This window comes from Enterococcus rivorum (assembly GCF_001742285.1).
GTDB classification, from domain to species: Bacteria; Bacillota; Bacilli; order Lactobacillales; family Enterococcaceae; genus Enterococcus_L; species Enterococcus_L rivorum.
Map to the genome: position 1 here is coordinate 21,526 of NZ_MIEK01000078.1, position 26,066 is coordinate 47,591.

A 26,066-nucleotide genomic window follows, 5' to 3' on the forward strand; every position below is an offset into this window, starting at 1 on the left:
AGGAATTAACATGCCATTTATTCATGTAGAATTGATTGAGGGACGTTCAGAAGAACAGTTAACAAACATGGTAAGAGACATTACTGAAGCAGTTACAAAAAATACAGGGGCGCCAAAAGAAAACATCCATGTGATCGTTAATGAATTAAAGAGGGATCGCTATGCACAAGGTGGCGAGTGGAAAAAATAAGATAGCCCTATAATGTTAAACCATATGTATAAACAAATAAAATTAGTTTTGTATAAACTAGATGAGACAATTCTGCTCTTTCAATAAAAAAAAGGGCAACAGGCTCCGCTATCAGCAGTTGATATCAGTGGAAAACTGTGGAACCGCTATGAGCCCAGAGGTCTGGTCTCAGAGCCTCCAAGCTTCAAACTTGGGCTAAATAAAATGGCAAGCCCAAGTAATTCTCATTGTATTCTGTTCACGGTTACTGGCACCAACTGCGGGTAGTTCCGCTGTTTCTTTGGAAGCAACTCCTTTATTGAAAACTGGATAAATCTAGAAGAAGAATCTTTGTTTATGCAACAAGAGTGAACAAATACGTTATAAACCGATACATGACTTAAGATAGGATATCTTTTGAGTTAAAATTACTTAATGGTTTATAAATTTGTGTGGTCTTAGTATAGTAAACAAAAGAAATTCCAGTCACTATTTAGCAGAATAGCTAAGTTTCAATGAATGATTTAAGTAAGTAATAAAAACAAACGCTTGATTTTTATTCCGATAAGTGTTTAAATGAGAACATAAATGATTGATGAGAAAGACAACTGAACTTGTATGCAGTTTTTTAGAGAGGAAAATCTTGGCTGAAAATTTTCTAAACAAGCACAAGGAATGACCACTTTCGAAACCTTTGTTGAAGCAAAGGCGGTCGGACCGTTAACACGTTTAAGGAACACAGTTATTTGTTGTGTTTAAAGAATAGGTGGAACCACGAATTTTTCGTCCTAGTATCTAATAATTTTATTAGATACTGGGGCTTATTTTTTTGCTTAAACGAACTTATTTTGTTACTTTTAACAAAACAAGGAAAAAGAGAAGGGTCTATTTCGCAATCAACTAAAATTTAGGAGGATATATATGTCAATAAAAATTACTTTTCCAGATGGTGCAATCAAAGAATTCGAGTCTGGGTCATCAACACAAGATATTGCTAAAAGTATCAGCAACAGCCTAGCTAAAAAAGCTTTAGCAGGAAAACTAAATGGAGAACTGATTGATTTAGTTCGTCCAATCGAAGAAGATGGTAGTCTTGAGATTGTTACACCAGACCATGAGGATGCTTTGGGGATTTTACGACATTCATCAGCGCATTTAATGGCTAACGCGTTACGCCGTCTTTTCCCAAATATCAAGTTTGGTGTAGGGCCAGCGATTGATTCTGGTTTTTATTATGATACAGATAATGGTGAAAATCCTGTATCTGAAGAAGATTTACCTGCAATTGAAGCTGAAATGATGAAGATTGTGAAAGAAAATAATCCGATTGTTCGTAAAGTTGTGACCAAAGAGGAAGCATTGGCGCTATTTGCTGATGATCCATACAAAGTTGAGCTGATTACAGAATTACCAGCAGACGAAACGATTACTGTCTACGATCAAGGGGATTTTGTTGACCTTTGTCGTGGTGTTCACGTACCATCAACTGGACGAATTCAAGTCTTTCAACTGTTGTCGGTAGCAGGAGCATACTGGCGTGGTAATTCAGATAATCAAATGATGCAACGGGTTTACGGTACAGCCTTCTTTGATAAAAAAGATTTGAAAGAATTTATTAAAATGCGTGAAGAAGCTAAAGAGCGGGATCATCGTAAATTAGGGAAAGAGCTTGATTTGTTTATGGTTTCTCAAGAAGTTGGTTCAGGCTTACCATTCTGGTTACCGAAGGGGGCAACAATTCGTCGCACAATTGAACGCTATATCACAGATAAAGAGATTAACTTAGGGTATCAACATGTCTATACACCTATCATGGCAGATGTAAATCTATATAAAACTTCTGGACACTGGGATCACTATCATGAAGATATGTTTCCACCGATGGATATGGGTGATGGAGAAATGCTTGTCCTACGTCCAATGAACTGTCCCCATCATATGATGGTTTATAAAAATGATATTCATAGCTACCGTGAGTTACCTATTAGAATTGCGGAATTAGGGATGATGCACCGCTACGAGAAATCAGGGGCGTTATCTGGCTTGCAACGTGTCCGTGAGATGACACTAAACGATGGACATACTTTTGTTCGTCCAGATCAAATCAAAGAGGAATTTAAACGTACACTAGAATTGATGGTTGCTGTCTACGAAGATTTTAACATTACAGATTATCGTTTCCGTTTGAGCTACCGTGATCCGAATAATACAGATAAGTATTTTGATGACGATGCAATGTGGGAAAAAGCGCAAATTATGTTAAAAGAAGCAATGGACGAAATGGACTTGGAGTATTTTGAAGCAGAAGGCGAAGCCGCTTTTTATGGTCCGAAGTTAGATGTGCAAGTGAAAACAGCTTTAGGAATGGAAGAAACTCTTTCAACCATTCAATTGGACTTCCTGTTACCTGAACGATTTGATTTAACTTATGTAGGGGAAGATGGAGAAAATAGTCATCGTCCGGTGGTTATCCATAGAGGAATTGTTTCAACGATGGAACGTTTTGTGGCTTATTTAACAGAAGTATACAAAGGTGCTTTCCCAACTTGGTTGGCGCCAATCCAAGCGACTATTATTCCAGTATCTGTTGAGGCTCATGGTGACTATGCTTATAAAGTTAAAGAGCGTCTGCAAAAACAAGGCTTACGTGTAGAAGTAGATAACCGCAACGAAAAAATGGGGTATAAAATCCGTGCTTCTCAAACACAAAAAATCCCTTATCAAGTTGTTGTTGGGGATAAAGAAATGAATGAAGCGACAGTGAATATTCGTCGTTATGGCAGTAAAGAAACAGAAGTAATGGATTTGAATATTTTTGTTGATAGTATGGCAGCAGAAGTAACGAACTATAGTCGCTAAAGAACATATTAGTAAAAACTTGTAGGAGAAGAAGTCTCTTTTCTTACAAGTTTTTTTCTTTTAAAAGACGAGAAAGAGCTGTTTAGAAGTTCTTTTTTCTATAGAAAATTAAATATTTTCTTAGACCTAGCATTGGCTCTGTTTTTTTGTTCTGTTTTTAGGTACAATGAAGGGGCAAGACTTTTCACGTTGAAAGGACTAAAGAGAATGAAAAAAATAGATTTTTTAGATAAGTTTAAAAAGAATAACGAGGAACCAAAAATACAAAAGATGAAAAAATCCCATATACCATTTCGGCTAAACTTGGTCTTTTTTGTGATATTTGCCTTGTTTGTTTCATTGATTGTTCGCTTAGGTTATTTACAAATTGCTGAAGGACAACAATTTCAAGAGCGAATTAGAGAAGCAAACGATCGTTTAAGTATCCAAAGCGCTGCGCCAAGGGGACAGATTTATGATGCTAACGGTACTGTTCTAGTTGGAAATAAATCAAACTTAGCAGTAACATATACTAGAGGCAAAAAGGTTAGTGCCGAAGATATGCTAGAAATTGCGAATAAAGTGAATAGTTTGATTGATGTACCAGCTGATGATTTAACTGAACGTGATAAAAAAGACTATTGGTTGGCAAATCCAGAAAATTTGAAAACGGCACAAAAGCGTGTGAAAGACAAAGATAGAGAAGATAAAAAAGGTAATAGAATTACCGATGAAGGGCAACTTTATGCGATTACAGCGGGAAAAGTTAAGCCTGAGGAAATTAATTTTGACGAAGCGACGTTGCGTGCAGCGACTATTTTTAAACGGATGAATTCCGTGCAAGAAATGAACACAGCATTTATTAAAAATGATGGCGTCACAGAAAATGAAGTTGCAGTTATTGGTGAACATATTTCTGAGATGCCAGGAATTTCAACAGGAATGGATTGGTCAAGAGATTATCCCGATACAGATAGCTTAAGAAGTATTTTAGGGACAGTTTCGTCTGAAAAAGCAGGATTGCCTGCCGATAATGTGGAAGAATATTTGGCTAAAGGATATGCCCGAAATGATCGAGTAGGGACGAGCTATTTAGAAAAACAATATGAGGACATACTACAAGGAACGAAATCAAAATCTGAATTGGTGTTAGACAGCGATGGTAAAATCGTTAGTCAGACTTTAGTGAAGGATGGAAAAAAAGGTTCCAATTTAAAGCTAACATTGGATTTGAATTTCCAAAATCAAGTATCAGATGTTGTTAAAGCTCAATATGATCAATTATTGGCTTCTGGAGATGCTCCATATTCTGATGGGGTATATGTGGTGGTCATGCATCCAAAAACAGGAGAAGTGATGGCAATGGTAGCCTATGATCGAAATGTGGCTACTGGAGAAGTAATTCCTAACCCCTTATCAACAATCAATAAAGCGTTTGAGCCTGGATCAGTTGTTAAAGGAGCGACAATCAGTGCAGGATATGAAGCTGGCGTGATTAGCGGGAATGATACTTTGATTGACGAACCGATTCAAATTAATGGGAGTCGTTTAAAGTCGTCTATCTATAATAATTACACGCAAATGCCTCTAACTACAGAGCAAGCGTTAGAATACTCATCTAACTCTTACATGATGAAGCTTGTTTTAAAAATGTTAGATACAGATTATTCTTATAATATGACACTCCCTTATTCGCCAAAGGATCCTAGAGTTTTTAATGAATTACGTTCAACTTTTGGAGAATATGGTATGGGTGTTTCAACTGGGATTGATTTGCCAGGAGAATCTACTGGAATTGTGAATACAGCTTTTGATAATCCAACTTATGCACCAAATGGAGGGAACTTGCTTGATTTATCTTTCGGGCAGTATGATACGTATACAGCTATGCAACTAGCACAGTATGTTTCTACCGTTGCAAATGGAGGCACGCGTGTAGCGCCACGTGTAGTGAAAGGGATTTATGGCAATAATGAAGATGGTACTTTGGGCAAAGCAGAAAAAGAATTCGATCCTAAAGTAATGAATCAAGTGAATATTAGTCCAGAACAGATGCAGATTATTCAAAGCGGGTTTTATCAAGTTGTTCATGGAACCGGCGCCTTTACAACGGCACGTTACCTTTCAGATGCCTTGATAGATACTGCTGCAAAAACAGGAACAGCAGAAACATTTTATCGAGATGAAGCAACAGGTAGAGATTTTGAAACTGTCAATAGTAATATCGTGGCTTATGCACCAGCAGCAGATCCAGAAATAGCGGTTAGTGTCATTATGCCTCACTTAAATAGTGAGAGAGCTAAAACGAGCCAAGCAATTACTAAAGCGATTATTAATGCTTATGCTGAATCGAAGCAGAAACCTTAAATTTGTAAAGTAGTTCTACTTTACAAATTTAGTTAAAAGGGTAGAAATTTGAAAATAAACATGGTATGATAGTTGAGGCTGAAAAAAGATTTTAGCAATTTGAAATTGTACTAGGAGGGAAAAAAATGCGCGTAAACATTACTTTAGAGTGTACTTCTTGTAAAGAACGTAACTACCTAACAAGCAAAAATAAACGTAATACTCCGGATCGTTTGGAAAAAGAAAAATATTGTCCACGTGAAAGAAAAGTTACTTTACACCGTGAAACAAAATAATCATTTTATGATAGGACTAGAACCTTGGTATGATAAAGGGTTCTAGTCTTTTTTTATTGTCTAAAAAAGGGACTGATTCCAAAAATCATACAATCGAAATAAAGCCGAACAAACTAGCACGAATTGGAGCGCAGATTATTTGTCGTGTATTCATTCAATCACAATTAGGAGGACAATTTTAATATAATATTAATTTAAGCAAGGTGAGAGATAACTTTTCCTCCTTGCTTAAATGGATATTACAAAAAAACACAGTTGGTTGGGGCGATAAATAAATTAGGGATGGTAGACTTTTGAAAAAAGGTTGGGAGAGTTGCTTAAATGTGGAATAAGAGAATAGGAGATGGGCTTTAAAAGACCGTTCTAATAAGGTTTGTATACAATCAAGTAGCTGAGAAAATAGTTTACAAGCGAAATATTCATTTTTACACTCAATATAAAAAAATGAATATTTCTTGAAAAACTTGACATAGGCCAACTATTTTGCTAATGTTAAATTACCAGCACTTGTATCGCTCCCTGTTAGTTCACAGCGTTACGAGTCTTTTTTTTTAGGGAGAATTTAAATGACAGAAAACAAGATGTTTGAATTGACGCCAGATGAAGATAGAAAGATGAAGCCTTTTTATACTGTTGATCAACTTATAGAAGAGTTACGTTATTCTACAGTTGATCCGTTAACTTTTACAGAAAGTGAAATCTCATTTGCCCAAGAATTTTTTTCGTATACAAATTATTATTCATTTTCTATTTACAAAAAACAATTGCCGAAAAAAGCAGGGAAAGCTTATTCTTTTTCAGATTGTATGGTTCTATATGATTTTAACTATTACCTAAGATCAGAACTTAATAGAATAACAGGAAAAATTGAGTTAATGTTGAAATCATCCTTTTTGAAAAGTGTTTGCCAAAATTATGAAGGTGAGTTACAAAAAGGTGAATGTTACTTAGATAGTAACCTATATAGAAATATTGAAGAATTTGAAGAAGTAAAGTTAATAATGGAAAGAATAGTTTCGGAAAGTAAAACACTGCCTATCCGACATCATCTAGAGAATAAAAAGGGGAAGATCCCGTTATGGGTTGTAATGCCTGAACTTACATTTGGTGAGACTACAGGCTTAATTTCATCTATGAAAGATGAAATTAAAAATCAGTGGATAGAGGACTCATTTATTTCGTTAAATAGGATTGATAGGAAAATTCATGGTGAAGAATTAAAAAATAAAATATACGGATGGTTTTCTGCAGCATGGTATATTCGCAACCGATGTGCACATTATAGTAGATTATATGGATGTAATTTTAATGTGGCCAATCCAGGTTTTTTTTCTATAGATTTTAGAAAAATAAAAAAGTACGGAAAAAAGAAAAATCATAATAAAGATTTATTCGCCTACATGTTAGCAATAAAAAATATTTTGGTTTTTCATTCCTTAGTAACCCAGAGTGAATGGAATGTTTTTTTGAATGGGATGCAAATCTATCTAGCTTCAAATTCTGGTATACTAATACCTTCTAAAATAGGACTGACGGATAATTGGTATGAATGTCTAAAGATAATGTAGGAAAATCGTTTGAACAATATTTTATATGCCCCAGGTCAATTGAAATTGATTACAACTTTTGATTACAAAACTGATTAGATTCAGTTTAATCTAGCTAGGGTTATCCAACTATGAAAAGCTATAAACACTAGTTTGTTTAACTATGTTATATCTGGTTAAATTGTATAAAAGTAACACCGTGAAACAAAATAAGGTTTAAATTTGAAGTTCTAACTCCTAGTTATCTAGGAATTAGAGCTTTTTTATTTTTTATAAATGATGGAAAGAGGATTGTTAGCTTTAAAATAAAGTGCAGTTTATAGATATTCGCTCAACAAAATGTTGATTTACAGGGATGTATACTCTCTTTTACGTGGTGATTTCAATTGTTTATAGTAAATAAAGAGAATGCTTTGCTATAATGAGTTTATTGTTAGAAGGAGAAAGGAAGAGGCGAATGATGCTTGGTAATCGGTTGAAAGAACTTAGAATCTCTCATCAATTGACGCAAGAAGAGCTGGCGAAGCAGCTTTATGTGACTCGTCAGACGATTTCTAATTGGGAAAATAATAAGGGCCAACCGGAGTTAGAAAATATTATTTTATTGAGTGAAGTTTTTCAGGTTTCAATAAATGAGCTGCTTAATCAAGAGAATTTCCAAAAACAAACGAGTAAAAAAATAGAAGTAGGGAAAAGAGCGATGTTAATTCTAATTGCATGGTCAGTGATTATGTTAGTGGTTCAATTAATTCTCCATCCTTATTCTATGCAATATATTTTGCTCTATTCATTAGGTGGATTATTCATTGTGACAGATTACTTGCGCCGAACGAAAAGAATCGCTAATTTATATGGTTAAGGTGAAAATATGTATGATTTAGGGATTTATTTATGGATCTTCTTTTTAAGTATGATAGTGGTGACGATTGCTATACAAGGAGTCTATATTAATAACTAGGGAGAGAAGTTGAATGAAGGGGTTAGTTCCTGTTACTAGGCTTCAAGCTAACAATGGCATTTTTTGGTCAGGTCAAGATCAAAATTATTTGCCACGATTAATGAATTATCTTAACATGGAGTTCAAGGAATATTGCTGGGAAATCGTTCCTATCTACGAGCTGACAGAAGAGCGTATGAAAACATTTGATGCAGTTGCGATAACGCCGCTTTCAAATAGTTTCTATAAGAGAATTCATGAATTGAATAGAGATATCAAAATGATACGAGTTAATGCAGATAAATTTATGCGGCAAATTGCACCTAAAGCTGCGGTTATAGGAAGAACAACTGGGTATGTTTTAGCAAATGGCACAAAAATGAGTCAAAAAAGGACACCAAAAGAAAAAGAAGTTTTTACTTATGACAATTTACGTCAGGTGATGCGGGATTATCCGACTATTTATTGGCAAGTCCTTTCCATAGAGGAATTAACGGAACGGTTAAACCAACATTCAAAAAATGTGACCGTTGGATTGATACCAGAGACGTATGACTATGAAGCGGACCTTGAAAAAAATTTTCCAGAAGTAAAAATCTTGAAATTACGTCCAAAACCTTTAGAAGAAATTCCCAAAGTTTATGAGATAGTTATGATTTTAACAGGAACGATAACTATGTTGTTGATGGTGTTGCGGGTGTTTTTTTGATATAAGCATATTTAAGAAGGGATACAAAGGTTGAAGGAGGGATGATAACGAATGAAAGTAGTAGTAGAAGAACAATTTTCGGGAATTGTATCGGTGATAAAAGAAGGACGCTCAATCATCAATAATGCGTATGGGTATCGCGACTATCCGAATGAAATAGCGAACAATCCTGAGACATTATTTGAAATAGCTTCTGGTTCAAAGACGTTTGTTGCAGTAGCAATTTTACAATTGGTTCAAGATGGAAATATATCTTTAAATCAAAAAGTTAGCGAAATTTTTGAAAATAGTTTTTGGCCTTTTGATAAAAATGTAACAGTTAAGATGCTTTTGAATCATTCTTCTGGAATCCCAGATTATTTTGATGAAGAAGAAAATGATGATTATGCTTCTTTGTGGAAGGAGTGTCCTAATTATCGAATTCGATGCAATCAAGAGGTATTTTCTTTGTTTAGAGAGTTACCGATGAAAGAGCAGCCAGGCTCGACTTTTCGTTATAATAATAGTGGCTATATTGTATTGGCAGCCATTATTGAAAAAATTACCAATCAACTTTTTGATGAATACATTCAAGAACACATTTTTGATAAGGTTGGGATGGCTAGAAGTGGTTACTATGAATTGGACAGACTGCCTAAGAATACAGCGAATGCTTATCTTTGGGATGAAAAACAGGAAGAGTACTATTCGAATATCTATTCCATTGATGTAAAAGGAACAGGTGCTGGTGGTGGTTATAGTAATGGAGAAGAAATTGCGCGGTTTTGGCAAGGGGTGTTTAACGGAACACTACTATCTAAAGAACTGTTAGAGAAAATGATTGCTAATCAAACAAAGGAAAAGAAGAATAGATATGGTTATGGTGTCTATTTATTAGAAAAAGAAGGGATTCAAATTCCTTGTATGGTTGGAGTTGATCCAGGGATTACTTTCATTTCCTCACATATAGCTGAGATTGATTTGACTATTACGATTATTAGTAACTTTGAACAGAGGATCAGGCTGATTCACCAATCGATTTTGGGACAGGTTTGGGAAGAATATGGACTTGGGGAGTAAGTAATCATAGAAAAATTATGGCTAAAAAGTTGCTACATCTTATTTTGATGTAGTCTTTTTTATTTGTCTCTATTTTATAAACTGAGGGAAAAAATTGTTCCAAAATATGTTATGATTTTTATAGAAATGGAGAAGTAAATTCTTTATCTGCTAAGTAAAAATAGTTGATTTGGAAAGTAAGGAAGTATGTTAGTTTAAAAAGGAGTTGCTTTTATGAATATATTAACCAAAATGTCGGGATTAGATAACTTGACCAACAATGAAGCGGTCCTTGTTAAGTATATTTTATCTAATTCCAAAGAAATTATTAATAAAAAACCTAGTGAAATTGCTAATGCAGCTTTTGTTTCAGTAGCGACCATTTACCGATTAGTTAATAAGCTTGGTCTGAGTGGAATTGGAGAGTTAAAGATTGAGCTTGCCTCTACTTTTAGAACTATAGAAAAAGAAACGGAAATTGATTATGATTATCCTATTTTAGAATCCGATACGCCTTTTCAGATAATGCAAAATTTAAGTAAAATCTATAACTACACAATTGATGAAACCGTGGCTTTTTCTGATCCGGAAGAACTAGTAAAGGTAGGGAAAAGGTTGCTAGAAGCAAAAGTGATTGATGTTTATACAGCGTCAGCTAATTTATTTTTTGCGCAAAATTTTAAATTTCAAATGCAGGAAATTGGGGTTTTAGTCAATGTGCCGGAAGAGGACTATGTTCAACGACTGTCGGCAGCAAATAGCGATAAAGAGCATGTAGCAATTGTAGTTTCTTATGGTGGTCGAGGTCAGACAACAAAAGAAGTTGTAAAAATATTAAGGGACAATGAAGTGGACATTGTTTTAATTACGTCGATGCAGGAGAACCCTTTAATTAAGTATGCAAAACATAAATTGTATCTAGCTTCTGCGGAAAATCATTACAATAAAGTTTCTTCTTTCTCAACACGCTTGTCATTACTTAGTGTTTTTGACTTGTTATACTCGATTTATTTTAATCATGATTACGAGAAAAACCTTCAATACAAAATTAGTAACTATCAAAAAATGAATAAAGAGTTGATATGATTTTTTCAAAAATCACTTGAATGTCCTGAGTCTTGAAAAAAAACTTTCAATAGGTGCAACCAGTGCTTTTTTAACCTTCTTCGATGATATAATTTATAAAAAGGAGCTGGGAAAAGTGAAAATAGAAGCAATTATTTTAGATATAGATGGAACTTTATTAAATAGTAACAAGGAAATTACTGAGATGACAAAAGAAGCGCTTATCACTGCACAACAAAAGGGCGTTAAACTAATTTTGGCTTCAGGGAGACCTACAACGGGGATGCTGAAGTATGTAGAACAGTTAGAGATGGAAAAATATCAAGGGTTGCTTGTTTCATATAATGGTGCGAAAGTGATTAATTGTCAGACAAAAGTAGAGCTATTCGATCAATCAATGACCATAGCAGAAGGTAAAGCCGTTTTAGAACATATGAAAAATTTTGATGTTAAAGTGATGATTGATAAAGATGATTATCTGTACGTGAATGATGTGTATGACCATACTGTTACTTATAAAGGGCAAGAATTAAATATTATTGAATATGAGTCACGGGGTGGGAACTTTAAGTTATGTGAAGTAGAGGATTTAGCAGCATTTTTGGATTATAGAATAAGCAAAATATTAACTGCGGGAGATCCAGAATATCTGCAGAAAGTGTATAAAGAAATGGCCCAACCTTTTGAAGAAACGTTAAATAGTATGTTCACAGCAGATGTTTATTATGAGTTTACGGCTAAAGGAATTGACAAGGCAAAAGCCTTAGATGCGGTCCTGAAACCAATGGGGATTAATCGGGCTAAAACGATTGCTTTTGGTGATGGTCATAATGATCTTTCCATGATTGATTATGCTGGAATTGGTGTAGCAATGGGTAATGCTGTACCAGAGCTGAAAAAAATAGCGGATAGAACTACCTTATCAAATGATGAAAATGGGATTGGAGTTCTATTGCGAGAGTTTCTTTAAAATGGTTTGATGATAGTGACATTAAGTTGGCTAAACATTGAATATAATAGAAGACTGGAACAAAGTGATAGTTGTTTCAGTCTTCTTTGTGCTTCTCTTCATTACTATATTTTAATTAGACAATTGAATCAAGTCATCAATGTTAGTGTTCTTTGAAGGGAAAGGATTTAATCAATAGGTCACAAAATGGAAAAAACTGAAAAGTTCGTTATAATGGAATAAATAATACTGGATAGAAATGACTCACTCATTAACTAAGGTCAGAATCGAATTGAGGGTTCAGCATATTTTCTAGTAAGATAAATAACAATAGGCTTAAAGAAGGGAAAAAGACCAATGATTAGTTTTTTTTTAATGCTACAAAGAACCATAAAGTTGTTACACTATTTTTTTAAACAGGAATCCCAGAAAGTGATTTTTTCCTTTTTCTTATTTACGCTTTTAATTGGCACGGTGTTCTATCATAATGTAGAACAATTTTCTTATTTAGATGCTTTGTATTTTTGTGTGATGACTTTGACAACGGTTGGTTATGGGGATTTGTATCCAACGACAGATTTAGGAAAAATGTTTACGATTCTATATGTTTTACTTGGCGTAGGAATAATGACCCTTTTTATTGCTAGTTTCGCAAAAACGATGCTAACATATCAAGCAGAAAAAAAGCAAAAGAAAGAGATTAAGAAAAAATAACGCTTGTACGATTTTTAAATCATACAGGCGTTATAAAGTACTTTATTTTCAAAACATACCAATGGTTGCTAATAAGTTGTTAGATATGTGAACAAGAATGGATATTTCTAATTGTTTTGATTTTAAAAAGATAACAGAGAATACCAAGCCCATTAAAAAATAGATAGCGAACTCTAATAAGGTAGCTGGCATATGAAGTGCACCAAACAATACCGAATTAATGATTACTCCAATGCTATCATGTTTTGAAAATAGAGTGTGCATAATTCCAGCCCTAAAGATAATTTCTTCGATAATTCCAGGCAAAACTGCGACAGTGAGAAGAATAATCCATAGTGGGACACCTTGGAAAGTAGTTTTTAAACTAGCATCATTACTGGATGTGGATGTTTTTTCTAGCAAATTAATCAGGTATCCTCCCAGAAAAGCAATTCCTCTTGTTGCCAATAGTCCGATAATTAAATATTTGATGTTTTTTTATTTTTAATTCATTAAAAGTCCAGATTTTTGCTTTTCGTGAGATTGTAATTGCTAAGAAAATAATGAATACAAATATGATTAAATAGATCATCTGAGTGAATAATGTGTTGTTTTTTCTAATTAGCGCAATCAGTATACTAGGGATTTGACCGAGTATAAATAAAAGAAGTAGAATCAAAATACTTTGTAATTTTTGCTTTACCACCAGAATTACCACCTCTCCTAATTAGTATTGACAAGGGGATTTCGAAAAGTTATTTCATCTAGTTCTTACGAAACGTTGAGAAGAAATAGTTTGATTAGATACATTTCAACTTAATTAAAGTATACCTTTTTTATTAAAGAATGTATAAAATATACCTCCTATTTTCTAGAAAAAATACCTACATGTTCTAGCGATTTTTTTCTAATGTCTATGCTCTAATAAAAGGGATTCTGTTTTGATGATTTTAGTCAACGATTTTGTTTCAGTAGTACTACCTGTTAATCTAGTAATTTTTTGATGAAATGACTATAATAAAAAGTAGATAGGCTGAAAAGGGGGATGGGAGACTAGTATGGTTACGTTAACGGATGTAGCTAAAAAAGCGAATGTCTCAAAAATGACAGTATCACGGGCGATTAATCACCCTGATAAAGTGACAGATGAGCTAAAAAAACTGGTTTTTCAAGCAATGAAAGAGTTGGATTATAAACCAAATGTGATTGCTAAAGCATTAGCAAATAATCGAACCCAAGTAGTAAAGATGTTTGTGTTAGAAGAAATGGATACGACAGAGCCTTATTATATGAATTTGCTGATGGGGATTTCAAAAGAGTTAGATAAACACCAATATTCTCTTCAGTTAGTTACGGAAAATACATTTGATGTTGGCGCATCGGATGGTTATATCATCACAGGAATGCGAGACAAGGATTATGAGTGGATTCAGCAGATTGAAAAGCCTGTTATTTTGTTTGGTGAGAATAATTATGGGTATGATTTTGTTGATACGGATAATAAAAAAGGAACGACGTTATCCACTGAACATGCTATCGAAATGGGGTATCAACGGATTATCTATATTGGAATTGATGTGAAGGAAACATTTGAATTTTCACGTGAAGCAGGTTATATCAATACCATGCAAAAACATCAGCGTTTGCCAGAAATATATCGTTTTGAGAACCGCTCTCGTTATTCGGCTGAGTTTATTGAGGCAAACTTCTCTGATTTTGATAAGAATACTGCATTTATTTGTAGCTCGGATCGTTTGGCGATTGGGGTTGAGCGAGGGCTATTAAATAAGAAGGTTAAGATTCCAGAAGAGTATGGAGTTGTTGGTTTTGATGGGGTGTTTTTGGATCAAATCGCTTATCCTCGTCTAACAACCGTCAAGCAATCGGTGATTGAAATGGGGCAAGCTTGTGGAAAAATGCTTTTAAAGAAAATCCAGCAAAAAGGAGCGCCACAAGGAAATCAATATTTTGAACCAGAACTAATTATTCGTGAAAGTACCAAAAAATAAAATTGTAATTGAGGTCGGTTTCCTACAAATAGGAGGCTGGCTTTTTTTGAAGCTGAATTATCTGAAGGTATAATAAATGCTATAGAATAAAATGCTTCGACAACTATTTTGTTACCGGTACCATCTTTTCTATAGTTGCTGTTACTTGTAACATTTCGTATGCTTGAGAGGAGATAAATACAAGGCTGAAGAAAAAAATTAGCGACGTAGCGTAATTAACTACCAGCTTAAAAGCACTATTAGAAATGATAAAATAACGGAAGTGGGAAATCAAAAAATGGAAAAAGCAGCAATTTTGCACCGCCCAGATAGCGAGTATGCCTATTTATATGAAGAAAACAATTTTCATATTCGTTTAAGAACGAAAAAGGGGGATGTTCAAACGGTCAATGTTATTAAAGGTGATCCGTATTTAATTACTGAGGATAAATGGTACTTGGATTCTGAACCGATGAAGCTACTAACAACTACAGAACAGTTTGACTATTGGCTTATTGAAACAAATGCGGCATTCAAACGTTTGCAATATGCTTTTCAGTTGATTGGTAAAGATGGGGAAGAAGTTTTTTATGGTGATCGAGGGCTGTTTGATTTTAGTGAAAAAGTGATTGCTAAAGCTGAAAATTATTTTAGAATGCCCTATTTTCAAGAAATTGATCGGTTTAAAGCGCCAAAATGGGTGAAGGAAACTATTTGGTATCAGATTTTTCCCGAACGATTTGCTAATGGAGATAGCAGTAATGATCCAGAAGGGACGTTGTCTTGGAAAAGTAAAGAGCATCCAGGACGAGAAGATTTTTTTGGTGGCGATTTGCAAGGAGTAATCGATCATCTGGATTATTTAGTAGATTTGGGGATCAACGGGATTTATTTTTGTCCGATATTTAAAGCGCATTCTAATCATAAGTATGACACGATTGATTATTATGAAATCGATCCTGATTTTGGAGATAAAGAACTCTTTAGAAGATTAGTAGATGAAGCTCATAAACGCGGAATCAAGATTATGTTAGATGCAGTTTTCAATCATATGGGTTATGAGTCGCCACAGTGGCAAGATGTTGTTAAAAATCAAGAAAAATCGCCATATGCTTCTTGGTTTCATATTCATAGCTATCCAGTTGCTTTTGGGACTAATGGAAATGAAGAAGGGGCTAAGACGGTTTCTTATGATACTTTTGCTTTTACACCGAGAATGCCTAAATTGAATACGGCAAATCCAGAAGTACAAGACTATTTGCTAGATATTGCTACTTATTGGATTAAGGAATTTAATATAGATGCGTGGCGTTTAGATGTTGCCAACGAAGTAGATCATCATTTTTGGAAGAAGTTCTATCAAGAAACGGTAGCAATAAAAGAAGATTTTTATATTTTAGGGGAGATTTGGCACTCTTCTCAAAGCTGGTTAACTGGGGATGAATTTCACGCAGTAATGAACTATGCTTATACGGAAACGATTGAAAATTTCTTCGTAGAGCAAAGTATCTCTGCGACTAAAATGATTAGTGGGTTAAATGAACAGCTAATGTTGTATCGCCAACAAACCAATGAAGTGATGTTTAATATGCTAGATTCGCATGATACAGCTAGGCTTTTAACAATTGCAGAGGAAGATAAAGCTGTTGCCCAAATGACCTTAGCATTTACGTTCTTACAACATGGCTCTCCTTGTATTTATTATGGTACAGAAGTGGGAATGACAGGTGAAAATGATCCAGATTGCCGAAAACCAATGATTTGGGAAAAGGAACTTCAAGATCAGGAATTTCTAGCCTTTACGAAGGAATTAATTCAATTGCGGAAGCAATACCAAGAAGTGTTATCGTCAGGCACCTTGGAATTTATCCAAGCAGACGATGAAAAAGAGTTTATCGGCTTTAAAAGAGAAAATGACAAACAAGTTCTAACTGCCTATTTTAATCGTGGGAATCAGCTTCAATCCTATCCAAAAAAAGCAGAGCAAATTTTAGCAATGAGTCGTTTATCAGAAGATCAGATTCAAGAAAAAGGTTTTGTCGTATTGGTTGAATCAAAGGAAGACTAGACTGCTTCACTACCAATAGCTTGTGTCAGTACAAAACCGTGAGACCGCTCTGAGCCTGAAAATCAAGTCTCAGAGCTTCAAACTTAGGCTAAAGAAATAGCAAGTCCAAGCAATTCACATCGGATTTTTAAGCACGATTATTGGCAAGGACTGCTGTAGTTCCGCTTTGTTTTTTGATGAAACCTCGGTTGTTGTTCTTATCTATGGTTTGGTCTAAAGAGTTATTTTGTTAGCGGTAACAGTAATAAAGAGATTGCAATGGTACCTGTAACAGATAATAATAAAGATGAAAGCGGAAACACAAAATGTGCAGGGGGAATTATTAATGAAGAAAAGTTTCAAGAAAATTGGCTTAGGTTTAGTAGCAGCAGGCTTAGTTTTGGGATTAGCAGCCTGTAGTGGAGGAAAAGAAAAAGCAAAAGAAGATGCTAACAAATCAGATGGAAAAACATTAACCGTTTCGGTTGATAAAGGCTATGTGAAGTATCTAGAAGAAATTAAAGGTGAGTTTGAAAAAGAAAATGGCGTGAAAATTGACATAACAGAACGTGATATGTTTGAACAATTGGAAGCTCTGTCTTTAGATGGCCCAGCTGGAAAAGCACCAGATGTGATGATGTCAGCGTATGATCGCTTAGGACCTTTAGGACAACAAGGGCATTTAGCAGAGGTCAAATTAGGGAATGAAGCAAACTACAATGATACGGATAAAACACAAGTAACTGTTGATGGAAAATATTTTGGTGAACCAGCGATTATTGAAACGTTAGTACTTTATTACAATAAAGACTTAATTGATAAAGCGCCTAAGACATTTGCTGATTTAGAAGCGATTGCCAAAGACCCTAAATTCGATTTTTCTGCTGAAAAAGGCAAAAATGTTGGTTTCTTAGCCAAATGGACAGATTTCTATTTTGCTTATGGTTTATTAGCGGGATATGGAGGCTATGTTTTTGGTGAAGATGGAACAGATCCAAGTGATATTGGGTTGAATTCTAAAGGCGCAGTTGAAGGAATCGAATACGCTAATAAATGGTTCCAAAATGTTTGGCCAAAAGGAATGCTAGATGTGAAGAGTGCGGGTGATTTTATTACCGACCAATTTGTGAACGGTAAAACTGCCGCGGTCATTGATGGTCCTTGGGCGGCTGCTAATTATAAAGAATCAGGTGTCAATTTTGGTGTAGTGGAAATCCCTACACTAAACAATGGTGAAGCCTACAAAGCTTTTGGTGGTGGTAAAGCGTGGGTAATGAGCAACTATTCAAAAAATAAAGAAGTGGGACAAAAATTCATTGATTTCTTAACTACAGAAGCGAATCAGACCAAACTTTATGAATTAACGAATGAAGTTCCAGCAAATAATAAGTCTCGTGAGGTTGCTTCGTCTGGTGACGATCCAATTACGAAAGCCGTAATTAATCAATATGTGAATGCTGATCCAATGCCAAACATTCCAGAGATGGGTGAAGTATGGACTGGTGGCGAAAACTTAATGTTCGATGCTGCTTCTGGAAAACAAACAGCTCAAGAAGCTGCTGATGCAGCGGTTAAAGTAATTAAAGATGCGATTGAACAAAAATATGCAAAATAGAATGGTTTATTTTATAGGTGAAACAAGCGCAAGTTCTATTCAAAAAATTGTTTCCCCTATAATATAAAATTAAGAGGCTGTGACAAAATGATTTTCGTTTTGCTTCAGCCTCCGTTCTTTTAAAGAATAGGAGAAAAAAGATGGAGACTGCAACGAATAAAAAGAATGTCAACAAAGCAACATTCTTATCTCTTATCCCTGGGTTAGGTCAATTTTACAACGAACAAAAGTTTAAAGGGTTTATTTTTTTAGGTGTGTTTATTCTTTTTGTAATTGAAATGGCATTATTTGGTGCTAATGCGTTATACGGTTTCGTAACGTTAGGTAGTGTACCAATGGAAGATCACTCTTTATTTTTAATGATTGAAGGAACGTTACAAATTATCGTAACGGTCATCTTCCTCTTGTTTTATGCAATTAATATTCGAGACGCTCGAATGGTAGCAAAACAATGGAATGCTGGGGCGAAAGTAAATGTATCAGCAAAAGCAATTATTAATAATATGTTCGACAATGGTTTTCCATATGTTTTGACATTGCCAGCTTACGTTGTAATGATTTTTGCCATTATTTTCCCTGTGTTAGTCACTCTGTTTATGGCTTTTACCAACTACGACTTTTATCATATTCCACCTGCTAGTTTAATTGATTGGGTGGGATTCAAAAACTTTTTTAGTATTTTTTTCTTAAGCTCTTATCGTGATACGTTTGGCGCTGTGCTTTCTTGGACCTTAATTTGGACGTTATGTGCCTCTACATTGCAGATTACTTTAGGCGTATTTACAGCAGTAGTTGCCAATCAAGATTTTATTAAAGGTCGTCGTCTTTTCGGCGTAATTTTTTTACTTCCGTGGGCAGTTCCTGCATTTATTACGATTTTAAGTTTTTCAAATATTTTTAATGACAGTATCGGTGCGATTAATGCTCAAGTCATTCCATTTCTTAATCATTTGCCGTTTGTAGATATTGGTGCGATTGCTTGGAAAACAGACCCTTTTTGGACAAAAGTTGCGATTATTATGATTCAAGGTTGGTTAGGGTTTCCTTATATATATGTAATGGTAACGGGCATTTTACAATCGATTCCTGCAGATTTATATGAAGCAGCTAAAATTGATGGGGCGAACGCGATTCAACGGTTTAGTCAAATTACGATGCCAATGATTTTATATGTGGCAGCTCCTATTTTTGTTACACAATATACAGGGAACTTTAATAATTTCTCTATGATTTATCTTTTTAATATGGGGGGCCCTGGCAGTGTTGGTGGTGGAGCAGGCTCAACAGATATTCTGATTTCTTGGATTTATAAATTAACGACAGGAACTTCCCCGCAATATTCAGTAGCCGCGGCAGTTACGTTGATGATTTCGGCGATTGTTATTACGGTTTCACTATTTGTTTTCAAACGAACAAAAGCTTTTGATATGGAGGGTATGTAAATGAAAACAAAACTGCATTCACAAAAACGAGCGCTTTTTTTAACCAAATTCTTTACGTACTTATTCATGGTAGTATTGTCAATTATCATTATTTATCCACTCCTGATTACCGTTAGTTCCGCGTTTAAAGCAGGAAACGTGAATGCTTTTAGCTTGAGTTTTAGTGGCAAGTGGACATTAGATAACTTTAGTCGTTTGTTTACGGAAACATTATATGGTAGTTGGTATAAAAATACATTAATTATTGCTTTCTTCACAATGGTTTGTCAGGTGATTATTGTTACTTTAGCAGGTTATACTTATAGCCGTTATCGTTTTGTCGGTCGTAAAAGTAGTCTGAAGTTCTTTTTAATTGTACAAATGGTTCCAACGATGGCTGCTTTAACAGCATTTTATGTGATGGCCTTTTTGTTAAATGCTTTGGATCAATACTGGTTTTTAACGCTGATTTATATCGGTGGCGGAATTCCTATGAATACGTGGTTGATGAAAGGTTATTTTGACACTGTACCCATTGATTTAGATGAAAGTGCAAAGCTTGACGGAGCAGGTCATTTTAGAATTTTTTGGCAAATTATTTTACCTTTAGTTCGTCCAATGTTGGCCGTTCAAGCTTTATGGGCATTTATGGGTCCATTCGGTGATTTCATGTTGGCTCGGTTCTTATTACGATCACAGGAAAAACTGACAGTAGCAGTAGGCTTACAATCATTTATTAGTAATACAAAAGATCAGAAAATTGCGTTGTTTGCAGCAGGGGCTATTTTGATTGCTGTTCCGATTACAACCTTGTTCTTTTTCCTTCAAAAGCATTTTGTTTCAGGCTTGGTTGCTGGAGGTACGAAAGGCTAATCAATTCTGAACTTAAAAAAGGAGGCGATCATCATAGATAACTTACCATTTCCATTTAGCTATTTTATGAATATAGTGACTCCCAAACGAGTCTTCAAAGGGAGAAAGGCGTTATCAAGATTTCAAATTGGGTTGATTTTTATTTTTATTTCTTCAATTATGTTGATTCCAGTTACAATAAATTTGGCTCGTTCAACTAATTTTCAGTTAGCGGATATTATGCCAGAAACTTTTGAACAGTTAGATCAAGAAGGATTAACGAATATTCAACAGGCTGACTTTCAAAATGGCTATTTAAAGAAGGCGAAAACAGGAATGATTAATCAAGCAGGAACTGTGGGCTTTCATTTAGATGAAGCGGAACTAGCTGATATAAAAAATGGCATTAGTTTTGGCGAAACCTCGATGCTGATAAAAGCAGAGACAGGGTACAATTTTAAAGTGCAATATAGTAAAGACTTCAATCCTTCTTCATTTCAAACTGTCGATGAGTTGAAGCAGGGAATTAGTTCTCAGTGGTTAACTCAAAACAGAGCATTTGTTGTTTTTACGATGATAGCGATGAGTGGTTCACTTATTTTAGTGAGTCATGTGATTTTAGTTTTTGGAGGAGCATTTTTCATTTGGTTGACGAAGAAAAATCAATTTTCTTCCATTCAAACCTATCAAGAATCCTTGAATTTAATTCTCAATGGTTTGGGACTTAGTACTTTTCTGGGAATGTTGGTTGGCTTGATTCATTTTGACATGAGTTTAGTTTTAAGCATTCAGTCACTAGGTTTAGTTTTAATGTTGTTAGGTGTTTTTGTCAAAACTCGTTTTAATGATAGTTATAGTCAGAACAAAAGGAGTAAATACCAAAAAGTATAGAAGAAGCGAGGTGCAGTAAAGATGTTCAAACGGTTATTTGAAATTGATCCTTGGAAGGTGAAGACAAGGCAATTAGATGTTGAAAACAAAAGGTTACAAGAGAGCCTAACCTCCATTGGAAATGGCTACATGGGGATGCGTGGGAACTTTGAAGAAGGCTACTCAGGAGATCATCATCAAGGGACGTATATTGCTGGAGTTTGGTTTCCAGATAAGACCAGAGTTGGTTGGTGGAAAAATGGCTATCCAGAATATTTTGGAAAAGTTATTAATGCGACGAATTTTATTGGCGTAGATATCGTTATTAATGGTGAAAAAATAGATTTAGCTAAGACAAAACATCGCGATTTTTATTTAGAGTTAGATATGCGAAATGGTCTTTTGAATCGTCAGTATACGGTTGAGTTAGCTGGATTAGAAGCTCAAATTCGATTTGAAAGATATGTGAGTGTGGCAACGCAAGAATTGGCGCTAGTTAAAGTAGAAGTTGAATTGTTAAAAGGGCAAGGAACCGTTGAATTGACACCAAAACTAGATGGAAATGTAACCAATCAGGATAGTAATTATGAGGAACTTTTTTGGCTGGAAAAAAATCGGCAATTAGGCAAGCAGCCATTATTGACAATGGAAACGGTTGAAAATCCATTTGGTACGCCTCGTTTTAGTGTGACTACCGCGATGAAAGTTGTTACCTCAGCAGAGAAGCACAGTCAAAAAGAGACAGACAAATATGTGGCAGAAACCTATAAATATGATTTAAGTGCTCATGAAACCGCTTGTTTGGAAAAATATGTGGCTGTCGTTACTAGCCGTGATGTTTTAGAATCCCAGCAAGCATCAAAAGCTGAAAAGTTACTTACTAAAGCAGTTCAATTAGGTTGGGGCCCGTTAAAAGCAGAGCATAGCCAAGTATGGCAAGCTCGTTGGGAAAAGGCCGATGTAGTAATCGAAGGTGACGACGAAGCACAGCAAGGCATGCGTTTTAATATTTTCCAATTATTCTCAACCTACTATGGGGAAGATGCCCGTTTAAATGTTGGTCCTAAAGGATTTACTGGTGAAAAATATGGGGGTGCAACGTATTGGGATACAGAAGCTTATATTGTCCCTATGTATCTGTCAGTTGCTGAAAAAGAAGTGACAGAACAATTATTGAAATATCGTCACCAACAGTTACCAGGAGCTTTCCATAATGCGAAACAACAAGGGCTGAAAGGCGCGTTATACCCAATGGTTACGTTTACGGGTGTGGAGTGTCACAATGAATGGGAGATTACTTTTGAAGAAATCCACCGTAACGGAGCAATTGCTCATGCCATTTTTAACTATACATCCTATACAGGTGATGAAAACTATTTACTACATGAGGGAATTGATGTTTTAGTAGGGATTTCACGCTTTTGGGCAGATCGAGTACATTTCTCTAGAAGGAAAAAGCAATACATGATTCATGGAGTAACAGGACCGAATGAATATGAAAATAACGTCAACAACAACTGGTATACCAATACCATTGCTACTTGGACTTTACGGTACACTTTGGATGGACTAAAAAAAGTTTCAAAAGAAAAACTAGCAGAATTAAAAGTTACCGAGAGTGAAATGACTAAATGGCAAGAGATCATTGCTAAAATGTATTTTCCGAAAGACGAAGAGCTGGGTATTTTTGTTCAGCATGACACTTTTTTAGACAAGGATTTACAACCAGTTTCTTCTTTAAATAAAGAGGATTTACCTTTAAATCAAAATTGGTCTTGGGACAAAGTCTTACGTTCACCGTTTATTAAACAAGCAGATGTTTTACAAGGATTGTATTTTTTAAACCACAAATTTACAACAGAAGAAAAACAACGGAACTTTGATTTTTATGAACCAATGACGGTGCATGAATCTTCTTTATCTGCCTGTGTTCATAGTATTCTAGCCGCTGAATTAGGGATGGAAGAAAAGGCGGTTGAATTGTATGCACGAACCGCTCGTCTGGATTTAGACAACTACAATAATGATACGGAAGATGGACTGCATATTACTTCTATGAGTGGTGGTTGGTTATCTTTAGTTCATGGTTTTGCAGGAATGCGGACATTGACTGGTAAATTAATTTTTAAACCGTTTACGCCGAAAAATTGGCAAGGCTATTCTTTCAAAGTCAACTATCAGGAGCGTTTGTTACAAGTAAAGGTAGATCATGAAAGAGTAAAATTGACACTCTTACAAGGAGCGCCGTTGGAAGTTAATTTATATGGTGAGCAGATTACGGTTGCGGATGAATATGTGAGGCAGGTAAAATAGAGAAGTTATAGAGGCTGTGCTAAAAAAATTTAGCCTTGAAGTATTTCTAATCTTATCTTTTATATGAAGTCTAGGAGTTTCAGGAATAACTCATCGAGTTGAATCCTGGACTCTTTTTTCCTGTATAATAATTGTGAATAGCTCATAATATAAAATATTTTTAGCAATGGGGAATAAGAATGGAAAAGAATATCATTAATTACTATACACAAGCAACAGAAACACCTTGGGGAAAACTATTCTATGATTGTGTATTCAAGCAATTGAAAATAGCGTCTGGATTAAAAATATTAGATTTTGGAAGTGGTTTTGGCATTACAGCGAGTTATTACGCTGAAAAAAATGAAGTGATTGCAATTGAACCAAATCCAGATATGTTAGCTTTATCAAACGAAGCAAGAAAATACCAGCAACTATTAGGAAATGAAGAAGTACTAGATAGATTTTGCAAAAATAGTTTTGATCTTATTATTTGTCATAATGTTTTAGAATATACTAATCTTGAACAGAAAGAGGAAATCATTTCTAAATTGCTTTATCTTTTAAAAAAAGGTGGACAATTATCATTAATTAAACATAATCAAATAGGTGCTATAGTTCAAGAAGCGGTATTAATGGACAATCCGAAAAAGGCTCTAAATTGGTTTGAAAAACTGGCAGATTATAGCCTTAAGAAGAGTTATTTCGGCACAGTAAATTATTATGATAGAAATCAAATTGAAGAATGGTGTAGACATTCAAATGCTGTGATAAAAAAATGTTTAGGAATCCGCAGTATGTATAGTTTGAGTCAAAATAATGAAATGAAAGGAACTGATGACTGGTATACGTATATGCAGGAACTGGAGTTAGCGGTTGCCGAAGAGTCCCCTTTTATGGACATGGCTTTTTTTCATCATTTTATTATCCAAAAACAATAGGTATGACAACGAATTTTGATGTTTCAATTTATGCAGATTATTTCACTGAAAAATAAAATAGGAGAATATTAATCTAGTAAGACTATAAACAAACAGAGTTGAGGTTTATCTTCAACTCTGTTTGTAGTCTTACTCCTTATCTTATAAATACAAGAAGGTATATTTTTTAATCATTCGCAACCATTTGATACAAAGGATATTCAGGGTCTTTTGAAAGAGCCAAAATATTTTTACGGCAACGCTCATAACGCATGTCACAATAATCCAAGAAGTTATCTCCTGAATAATGACGAATCAATGCCCAAACGGTCCAAAGTAAATCTTGAGCTAAAATATAAGCTTTGATCTTTTGAATAGCATCCACAGGAATGGTGTTTCCATAATAGTTTTTTAAAAGCTGTTGAATGGCTTCTTTGGAAAGTCGTGTTTCTACGATAAAGGCAGCTAAGTCAAAAGTAGCATCATTTAGTCCAGAATACTCCCAGTCAATTAAAAAGTAATTCGTTTTATCATCTACTAAAAAATTTTCAGGAACCGTATCATTGTGACATGGAACTAATTGAACATTTTTTACATATTCATCAAAAAAGTGATAGACTTTTTCTTTCAATGTATGATAGTCAAAAAAAAGTGCTCCATTAATCGATTTTATTACTTCTTCATACTTGTTTAGCTCATGCTTCAAGTCAAACACATTTAAAAATGGTACTTCTGAAGTATGGACTTTTTTCAGTATGTCTGTAACAGCTTTCAAATTTTTAGGAATAAATGGATCGGCTTGGGCTAAATTTTTACTATTTGGAATAAATTCACTAATTTTAATCCCTGTTTTTGCATCAAAATAGACGCAGCTAGAGTTGACATTTAACGTAGAAATAAGTGCGGTATTCTGCTGCTCTATTTGGCGATCAATCATTATTTCGGTTAGAATTCCTGGTTCTCTAATAACGTAATCATGCCCATGAATATGCATCAAATAGTTGTAGTTAGTTAATCCACCAGTGAATAAAGACCGGTCGAAGTGCAAGGTTGGGTCATTGAAAAATTCCTGCAGCTTCTCATCGATAATGGTATCTATATTTAAAGAGTCATGTATTTTTTTCCGATTTATCATGAAATAACATCCAATCAATTTTTATAAAAAACTATCCTCACGATGCCATTATACTCTATTTCAAATGTGAAAAAAAGGATAAGAGGTTTTGAATGTACTCATTTTTATCTAGAAAGACTGATTTATCAAATTAAATAACAATAGTTATTTTTTATAGCCAAAATGGACAATCTTTTTTATTGTATTTTTTTATCCCGCATAAATAGAGTCATTTTTTATAGAGAAAAGCGGATTTGTACAAAAAAAACAAAATTGTACAAGAACATAAAAGAAATCGGTTGCAAAAGTACAAAATAAGCTATAGAATCTACGGTTTTCCTTTTTCAGTTCATGCTACTA

Annotated in this window: 21 protein-coding genes; 19 read left to right on the forward strand and 2 right to left on the reverse strand. The window is 34.7% G+C overall.

Translation table 11 applies throughout. The features are described from left to right. Nucleotides 1-10: 10 nt before the first annotated feature. The 11 genes from BCR26_RS16805 (at nucleotide 11) to BCR26_RS16855 (ending at nucleotide 12,608) form a co-directional block, all read left to right on the forward strand. Nucleotides 11-190 carry a 2-hydroxymuconate tautomerase gene (locus BCR26_RS16805; RefSeq protein ID WP_069700109.1) on the forward strand — a complete coding sequence of 60 codons (180 nt, stop codon included), beginning with the start codon at nucleotides 11-13 and terminating at the stop codon, nucleotides 188-190. Nucleotides 191-1,090: 900 nt separating this feature from the next. Further along, nucleotides 1,091-3,028 carry a threonine--tRNA ligase gene (gene thrS / locus BCR26_RS16810; protein ID WP_069700110.1) on the forward strand — a complete coding sequence of 646 codons (1,938 nt, stop codon included), beginning with the start codon at nucleotides 1,091-1,093 and terminating at the stop codon, nucleotides 3,026-3,028. A gap of 207 nt (nucleotides 3,029-3,235) precedes the next feature. Continuing rightward, nucleotides 3,236-5,374: a peptidoglycan D,D-transpeptidase FtsI family protein gene (locus BCR26_RS16815; protein ID WP_069700111.1), complete on the forward strand. Its 2,139-nt coding sequence runs from the start codon at nucleotides 3,236-3,238 to the stop codon at nucleotides 5,372-5,374. Between the two features lie 125 nt (nucleotides 5,375-5,499). Continuing rightward, nucleotides 5,500-5,649 (forward strand): 50S ribosomal protein L33, encoded by a 150-nt coding sequence (gene rpmG, locus BCR26_RS16820; RefSeq protein WP_034685451.1) that lies wholly within the window; start codon nucleotides 5,500-5,502, stop codon nucleotides 5,647-5,649. Nucleotides 5,650-6,215: 566 nt separating this feature from the next. Then, nucleotides 6,216-7,217 (forward strand): Abi family protein, encoded by a 1,002-nt coding sequence (locus BCR26_RS16825; RefSeq protein ID WP_069700112.1) that lies wholly within the window; start codon nucleotides 6,216-6,218, stop codon nucleotides 7,215-7,217. 436 nt (nucleotides 7,218-7,653) lie between these two features. Then, on the forward strand, nucleotides 7,654-8,055 hold the full coding sequence (locus BCR26_RS16830) for a helix-turn-helix transcriptional regulator (protein ID WP_169818910.1): 402 nt from the start codon (nucleotides 7,654-7,656) through the stop codon (nucleotides 8,053-8,055). Nucleotides 8,056-8,167: 112 nt separating this feature from the next. After that, entirely contained in the window at nucleotides 8,168-8,842 is a 675-nt protein-coding gene (locus BCR26_RS16835) for a hypothetical protein (RefSeq protein WP_069700114.1), read from the forward strand. A gap of 51 nt (nucleotides 8,843-8,893) precedes the next feature. Continuing rightward, complete coding sequence (locus BCR26_RS16840; protein ID WP_069700115.1) at nucleotides 8,894-9,901, forward strand: serine hydrolase domain-containing protein; 1,008 nt, start codon at nucleotides 8,894-8,896, stop codon at nucleotides 9,899-9,901. Between the two features lie 213 nt (nucleotides 9,902-10,114). After that, entirely contained in the window at nucleotides 10,115-10,966 is an 852-nt protein-coding gene (locus BCR26_RS16845; RefSeq protein WP_069700116.1) for a MurR/RpiR family transcriptional regulator, read from the forward strand. A 115-nt stretch (nucleotides 10,967-11,081) separates the two neighbouring features. Continuing rightward, nucleotides 11,082-11,915: a Cof-type HAD-IIB family hydrolase gene (locus BCR26_RS16850; RefSeq protein ID WP_069700117.1), complete on the forward strand. Its 834-nt coding sequence runs from the start codon at nucleotides 11,082-11,084 to the stop codon at nucleotides 11,913-11,915. Nucleotides 11,916-12,251: 336 nt separating this feature from the next. Then, nucleotides 12,252-12,608, forward strand: coding sequence for a potassium channel family protein (locus BCR26_RS16855; RefSeq protein ID WP_069700118.1), 357 nt, complete (start codon nucleotides 12,252-12,254; stop codon nucleotides 12,606-12,608). Between the two features lie 48 nt (nucleotides 12,609-12,656). Here BCR26_RS16855 and BCR26_RS16860 read toward each other — a convergent pair whose 3' ends face one another. Further along, nucleotides 12,657-13,055 carry a CPBP family intramembrane glutamic endopeptidase gene (locus BCR26_RS16860; RefSeq protein ID WP_211272317.1) on the reverse strand — a complete coding sequence of 133 codons (399 nt, stop codon included), beginning with the start codon at nucleotides 13,053-13,055 and terminating at the stop codon, nucleotides 12,657-12,659. Between the two features lie 590 nt (nucleotides 13,056-13,645). On the opposite strand from BCR26_RS16860, the gene BCR26_RS16870 reads away from it, so the two are divergent. From BCR26_RS16870 to BCR26_RS16905, 8 genes are all read left to right on the forward strand, one after another. Then, nucleotides 13,646-14,596: a LacI family DNA-binding transcriptional regulator gene (locus BCR26_RS16870; RefSeq protein ID WP_069700121.1), complete on the forward strand. Its 951-nt coding sequence runs from the start codon at nucleotides 13,646-13,648 to the stop codon at nucleotides 14,594-14,596. Nucleotides 14,597-14,873: 277 nt separating this feature from the next. Further along, the gene (locus tag BCR26_RS16875; RefSeq protein ID WP_069700122.1) at nucleotides 14,874-16,643 is read left to right on the forward strand and encodes a glycoside hydrolase family 13 protein; all 1,770 of its coding nucleotides are present in this window, start codon (nucleotides 14,874-14,876) and stop codon (nucleotides 16,641-16,643) included. A 325-nt stretch (nucleotides 16,644-16,968) separates the two neighbouring features. Next, nucleotides 16,969-18,237 carry an extracellular solute-binding protein gene (locus BCR26_RS16880; RefSeq protein WP_084387188.1) on the forward strand — a complete coding sequence of 423 codons (1,269 nt, stop codon included), beginning with the start codon at nucleotides 16,969-16,971 and terminating at the stop codon, nucleotides 18,235-18,237. Nucleotides 18,238-18,377: 140 nt separating this feature from the next. Further along, nucleotides 18,378-19,679, forward strand: coding sequence for a sugar ABC transporter permease (locus BCR26_RS16885; RefSeq protein ID WP_069700124.1), 1,302 nt, complete (start codon nucleotides 18,378-18,380; stop codon nucleotides 19,677-19,679). After that, nucleotides 19,680-20,531, forward strand: a complete 852-nt coding sequence (locus tag BCR26_RS16890) for a sugar ABC transporter permease (protein WP_069700125.1) — start codon at nucleotides 19,680-19,682, stop codon at nucleotides 20,529-20,531. It abuts the gene before it with no gap. A 66-nt stretch (nucleotides 20,532-20,597) separates the two neighbouring features. After that, nucleotides 20,598-21,401, forward strand: coding sequence for a hypothetical protein (locus BCR26_RS16895; RefSeq protein ID WP_069700126.1), 804 nt, complete (start codon nucleotides 20,598-20,600; stop codon nucleotides 21,399-21,401). A gap of 21 nt (nucleotides 21,402-21,422) precedes the next feature. Next, complete coding sequence (locus tag BCR26_RS16900; protein ID WP_069700127.1) at nucleotides 21,423-23,693, forward strand: glycoside hydrolase family 65 protein; 2,271 nt, start codon at nucleotides 21,423-21,425, stop codon at nucleotides 23,691-23,693. 179 nt (nucleotides 23,694-23,872) lie between these two features. Next, nucleotides 23,873-24,613, forward strand: a complete 741-nt coding sequence (locus BCR26_RS16905; RefSeq protein ID WP_069700128.1) for a class I SAM-dependent methyltransferase — start codon at nucleotides 23,873-23,875, stop codon at nucleotides 24,611-24,613. A 166-nt stretch (nucleotides 24,614-24,779) separates the two neighbouring features. Here the strand turns inward: BCR26_RS16905 and BCR26_RS16910 are convergent, their stop codons facing one another. After that, nucleotides 24,780-25,727 (reverse strand): phosphotransferase, encoded by a 948-nt coding sequence (locus tag BCR26_RS16910; RefSeq protein ID WP_069700129.1) that lies wholly within the window; start codon nucleotides 25,725-25,727, stop codon nucleotides 24,780-24,782. Nucleotides 25,728-26,066 lie beyond the last annotated feature (339 nt).

Coding starts and splice junctions, on each gene's coding strand:
- BCR26_RS16885 (WP_069700124.1), top strand. CDS start 18,378: ATGGAGACTGCAACGAATAAAAAGAATGTCAACAAAGCAACATTCTTA.
- BCR26_RS16825 (WP_069700112.1), top strand. CDS start 6,216: ATGACAGAAAACAAGATGTTTGAATTGACGCCAGATGAAGATAGAAAG.
- BCR26_RS16835 (WP_069700114.1), top strand. CDS start 8,168: ATGAAGGGGTTAGTTCCTGTTACTAGGCTTCAAGCTAACAATGGCATT.
- BCR26_RS16900 (WP_069700127.1), top strand. CDS start 21,423: ATGTTCAAACGGTTATTTGAAATTGATCCTTGGAAGGTGAAGACAAGG.
- BCR26_RS16840 (WP_069700115.1), top strand. CDS start 8,894: ATGAAAGTAGTAGTAGAAGAACAATTTTCGGGAATTGTATCGGTGATA.
- BCR26_RS16805 (WP_069700109.1), top strand. CDS start 11: ATGCCATTTATTCATGTAGAATTGATTGAGGGACGTTCAGAAGAACAG.
- BCR26_RS16905 (WP_069700128.1), top strand. CDS start 23,873: ATGGAAAAGAATATCATTAATTACTATACACAAGCAACAGAAACACCT.
- BCR26_RS16815 (WP_069700111.1), top strand. CDS start 3,236: ATGAAAAAAATAGATTTTTTAGATAAGTTTAAAAAGAATAACGAGGAA.
- BCR26_RS16875 (WP_069700122.1), top strand. CDS start 14,874: ATGGAAAAAGCAGCAATTTTGCACCGCCCAGATAGCGAGTATGCCTAT.
- BCR26_RS16910 (WP_069700129.1), bottom strand. CDS start 25,727: ATGATAAATCGGAAAAAAATACATGACTCTTTAAATATAGATACCATT.
- thrS (WP_069700110.1), top strand. CDS start 1,091: ATGTCAATAAAAATTACTTTTCCAGATGGTGCAATCAAAGAATTCGAG.
- BCR26_RS16870 (WP_069700121.1), top strand. CDS start 13,646: ATGGTTACGTTAACGGATGTAGCTAAAAAAGCGAATGTCTCAAAAATG.
- BCR26_RS16830 (WP_169818910.1), top strand. CDS start 7,654: ATGATGCTTGGTAATCGGTTGAAAGAACTTAGAATCTCTCATCAATTG.
- BCR26_RS16890 (WP_069700125.1), top strand. CDS start 19,680: ATGAAAACAAAACTGCATTCACAAAAACGAGCGCTTTTTTTAACCAAA.
- BCR26_RS16880 (WP_084387188.1), top strand. CDS start 16,969: ATGAAGAAAAGTTTCAAGAAAATTGGCTTAGGTTTAGTAGCAGCAGGC.
- rpmG (WP_034685451.1), top strand. CDS start 5,500: ATGCGCGTAAACATTACTTTAGAGTGTACTTCTTGTAAAGAACGTAAC.
- BCR26_RS16895 (WP_069700126.1), top strand. CDS start 20,598: ATGAATATAGTGACTCCCAAACGAGTCTTCAAAGGGAGAAAGGCGTTA.
- BCR26_RS16855 (WP_069700118.1), top strand. CDS start 12,252: ATGATTAGTTTTTTTTTAATGCTACAAAGAACCATAAAGTTGTTACAC.
- BCR26_RS16845 (WP_069700116.1), top strand. CDS start 10,115: ATGAATATATTAACCAAAATGTCGGGATTAGATAACTTGACCAACAAT.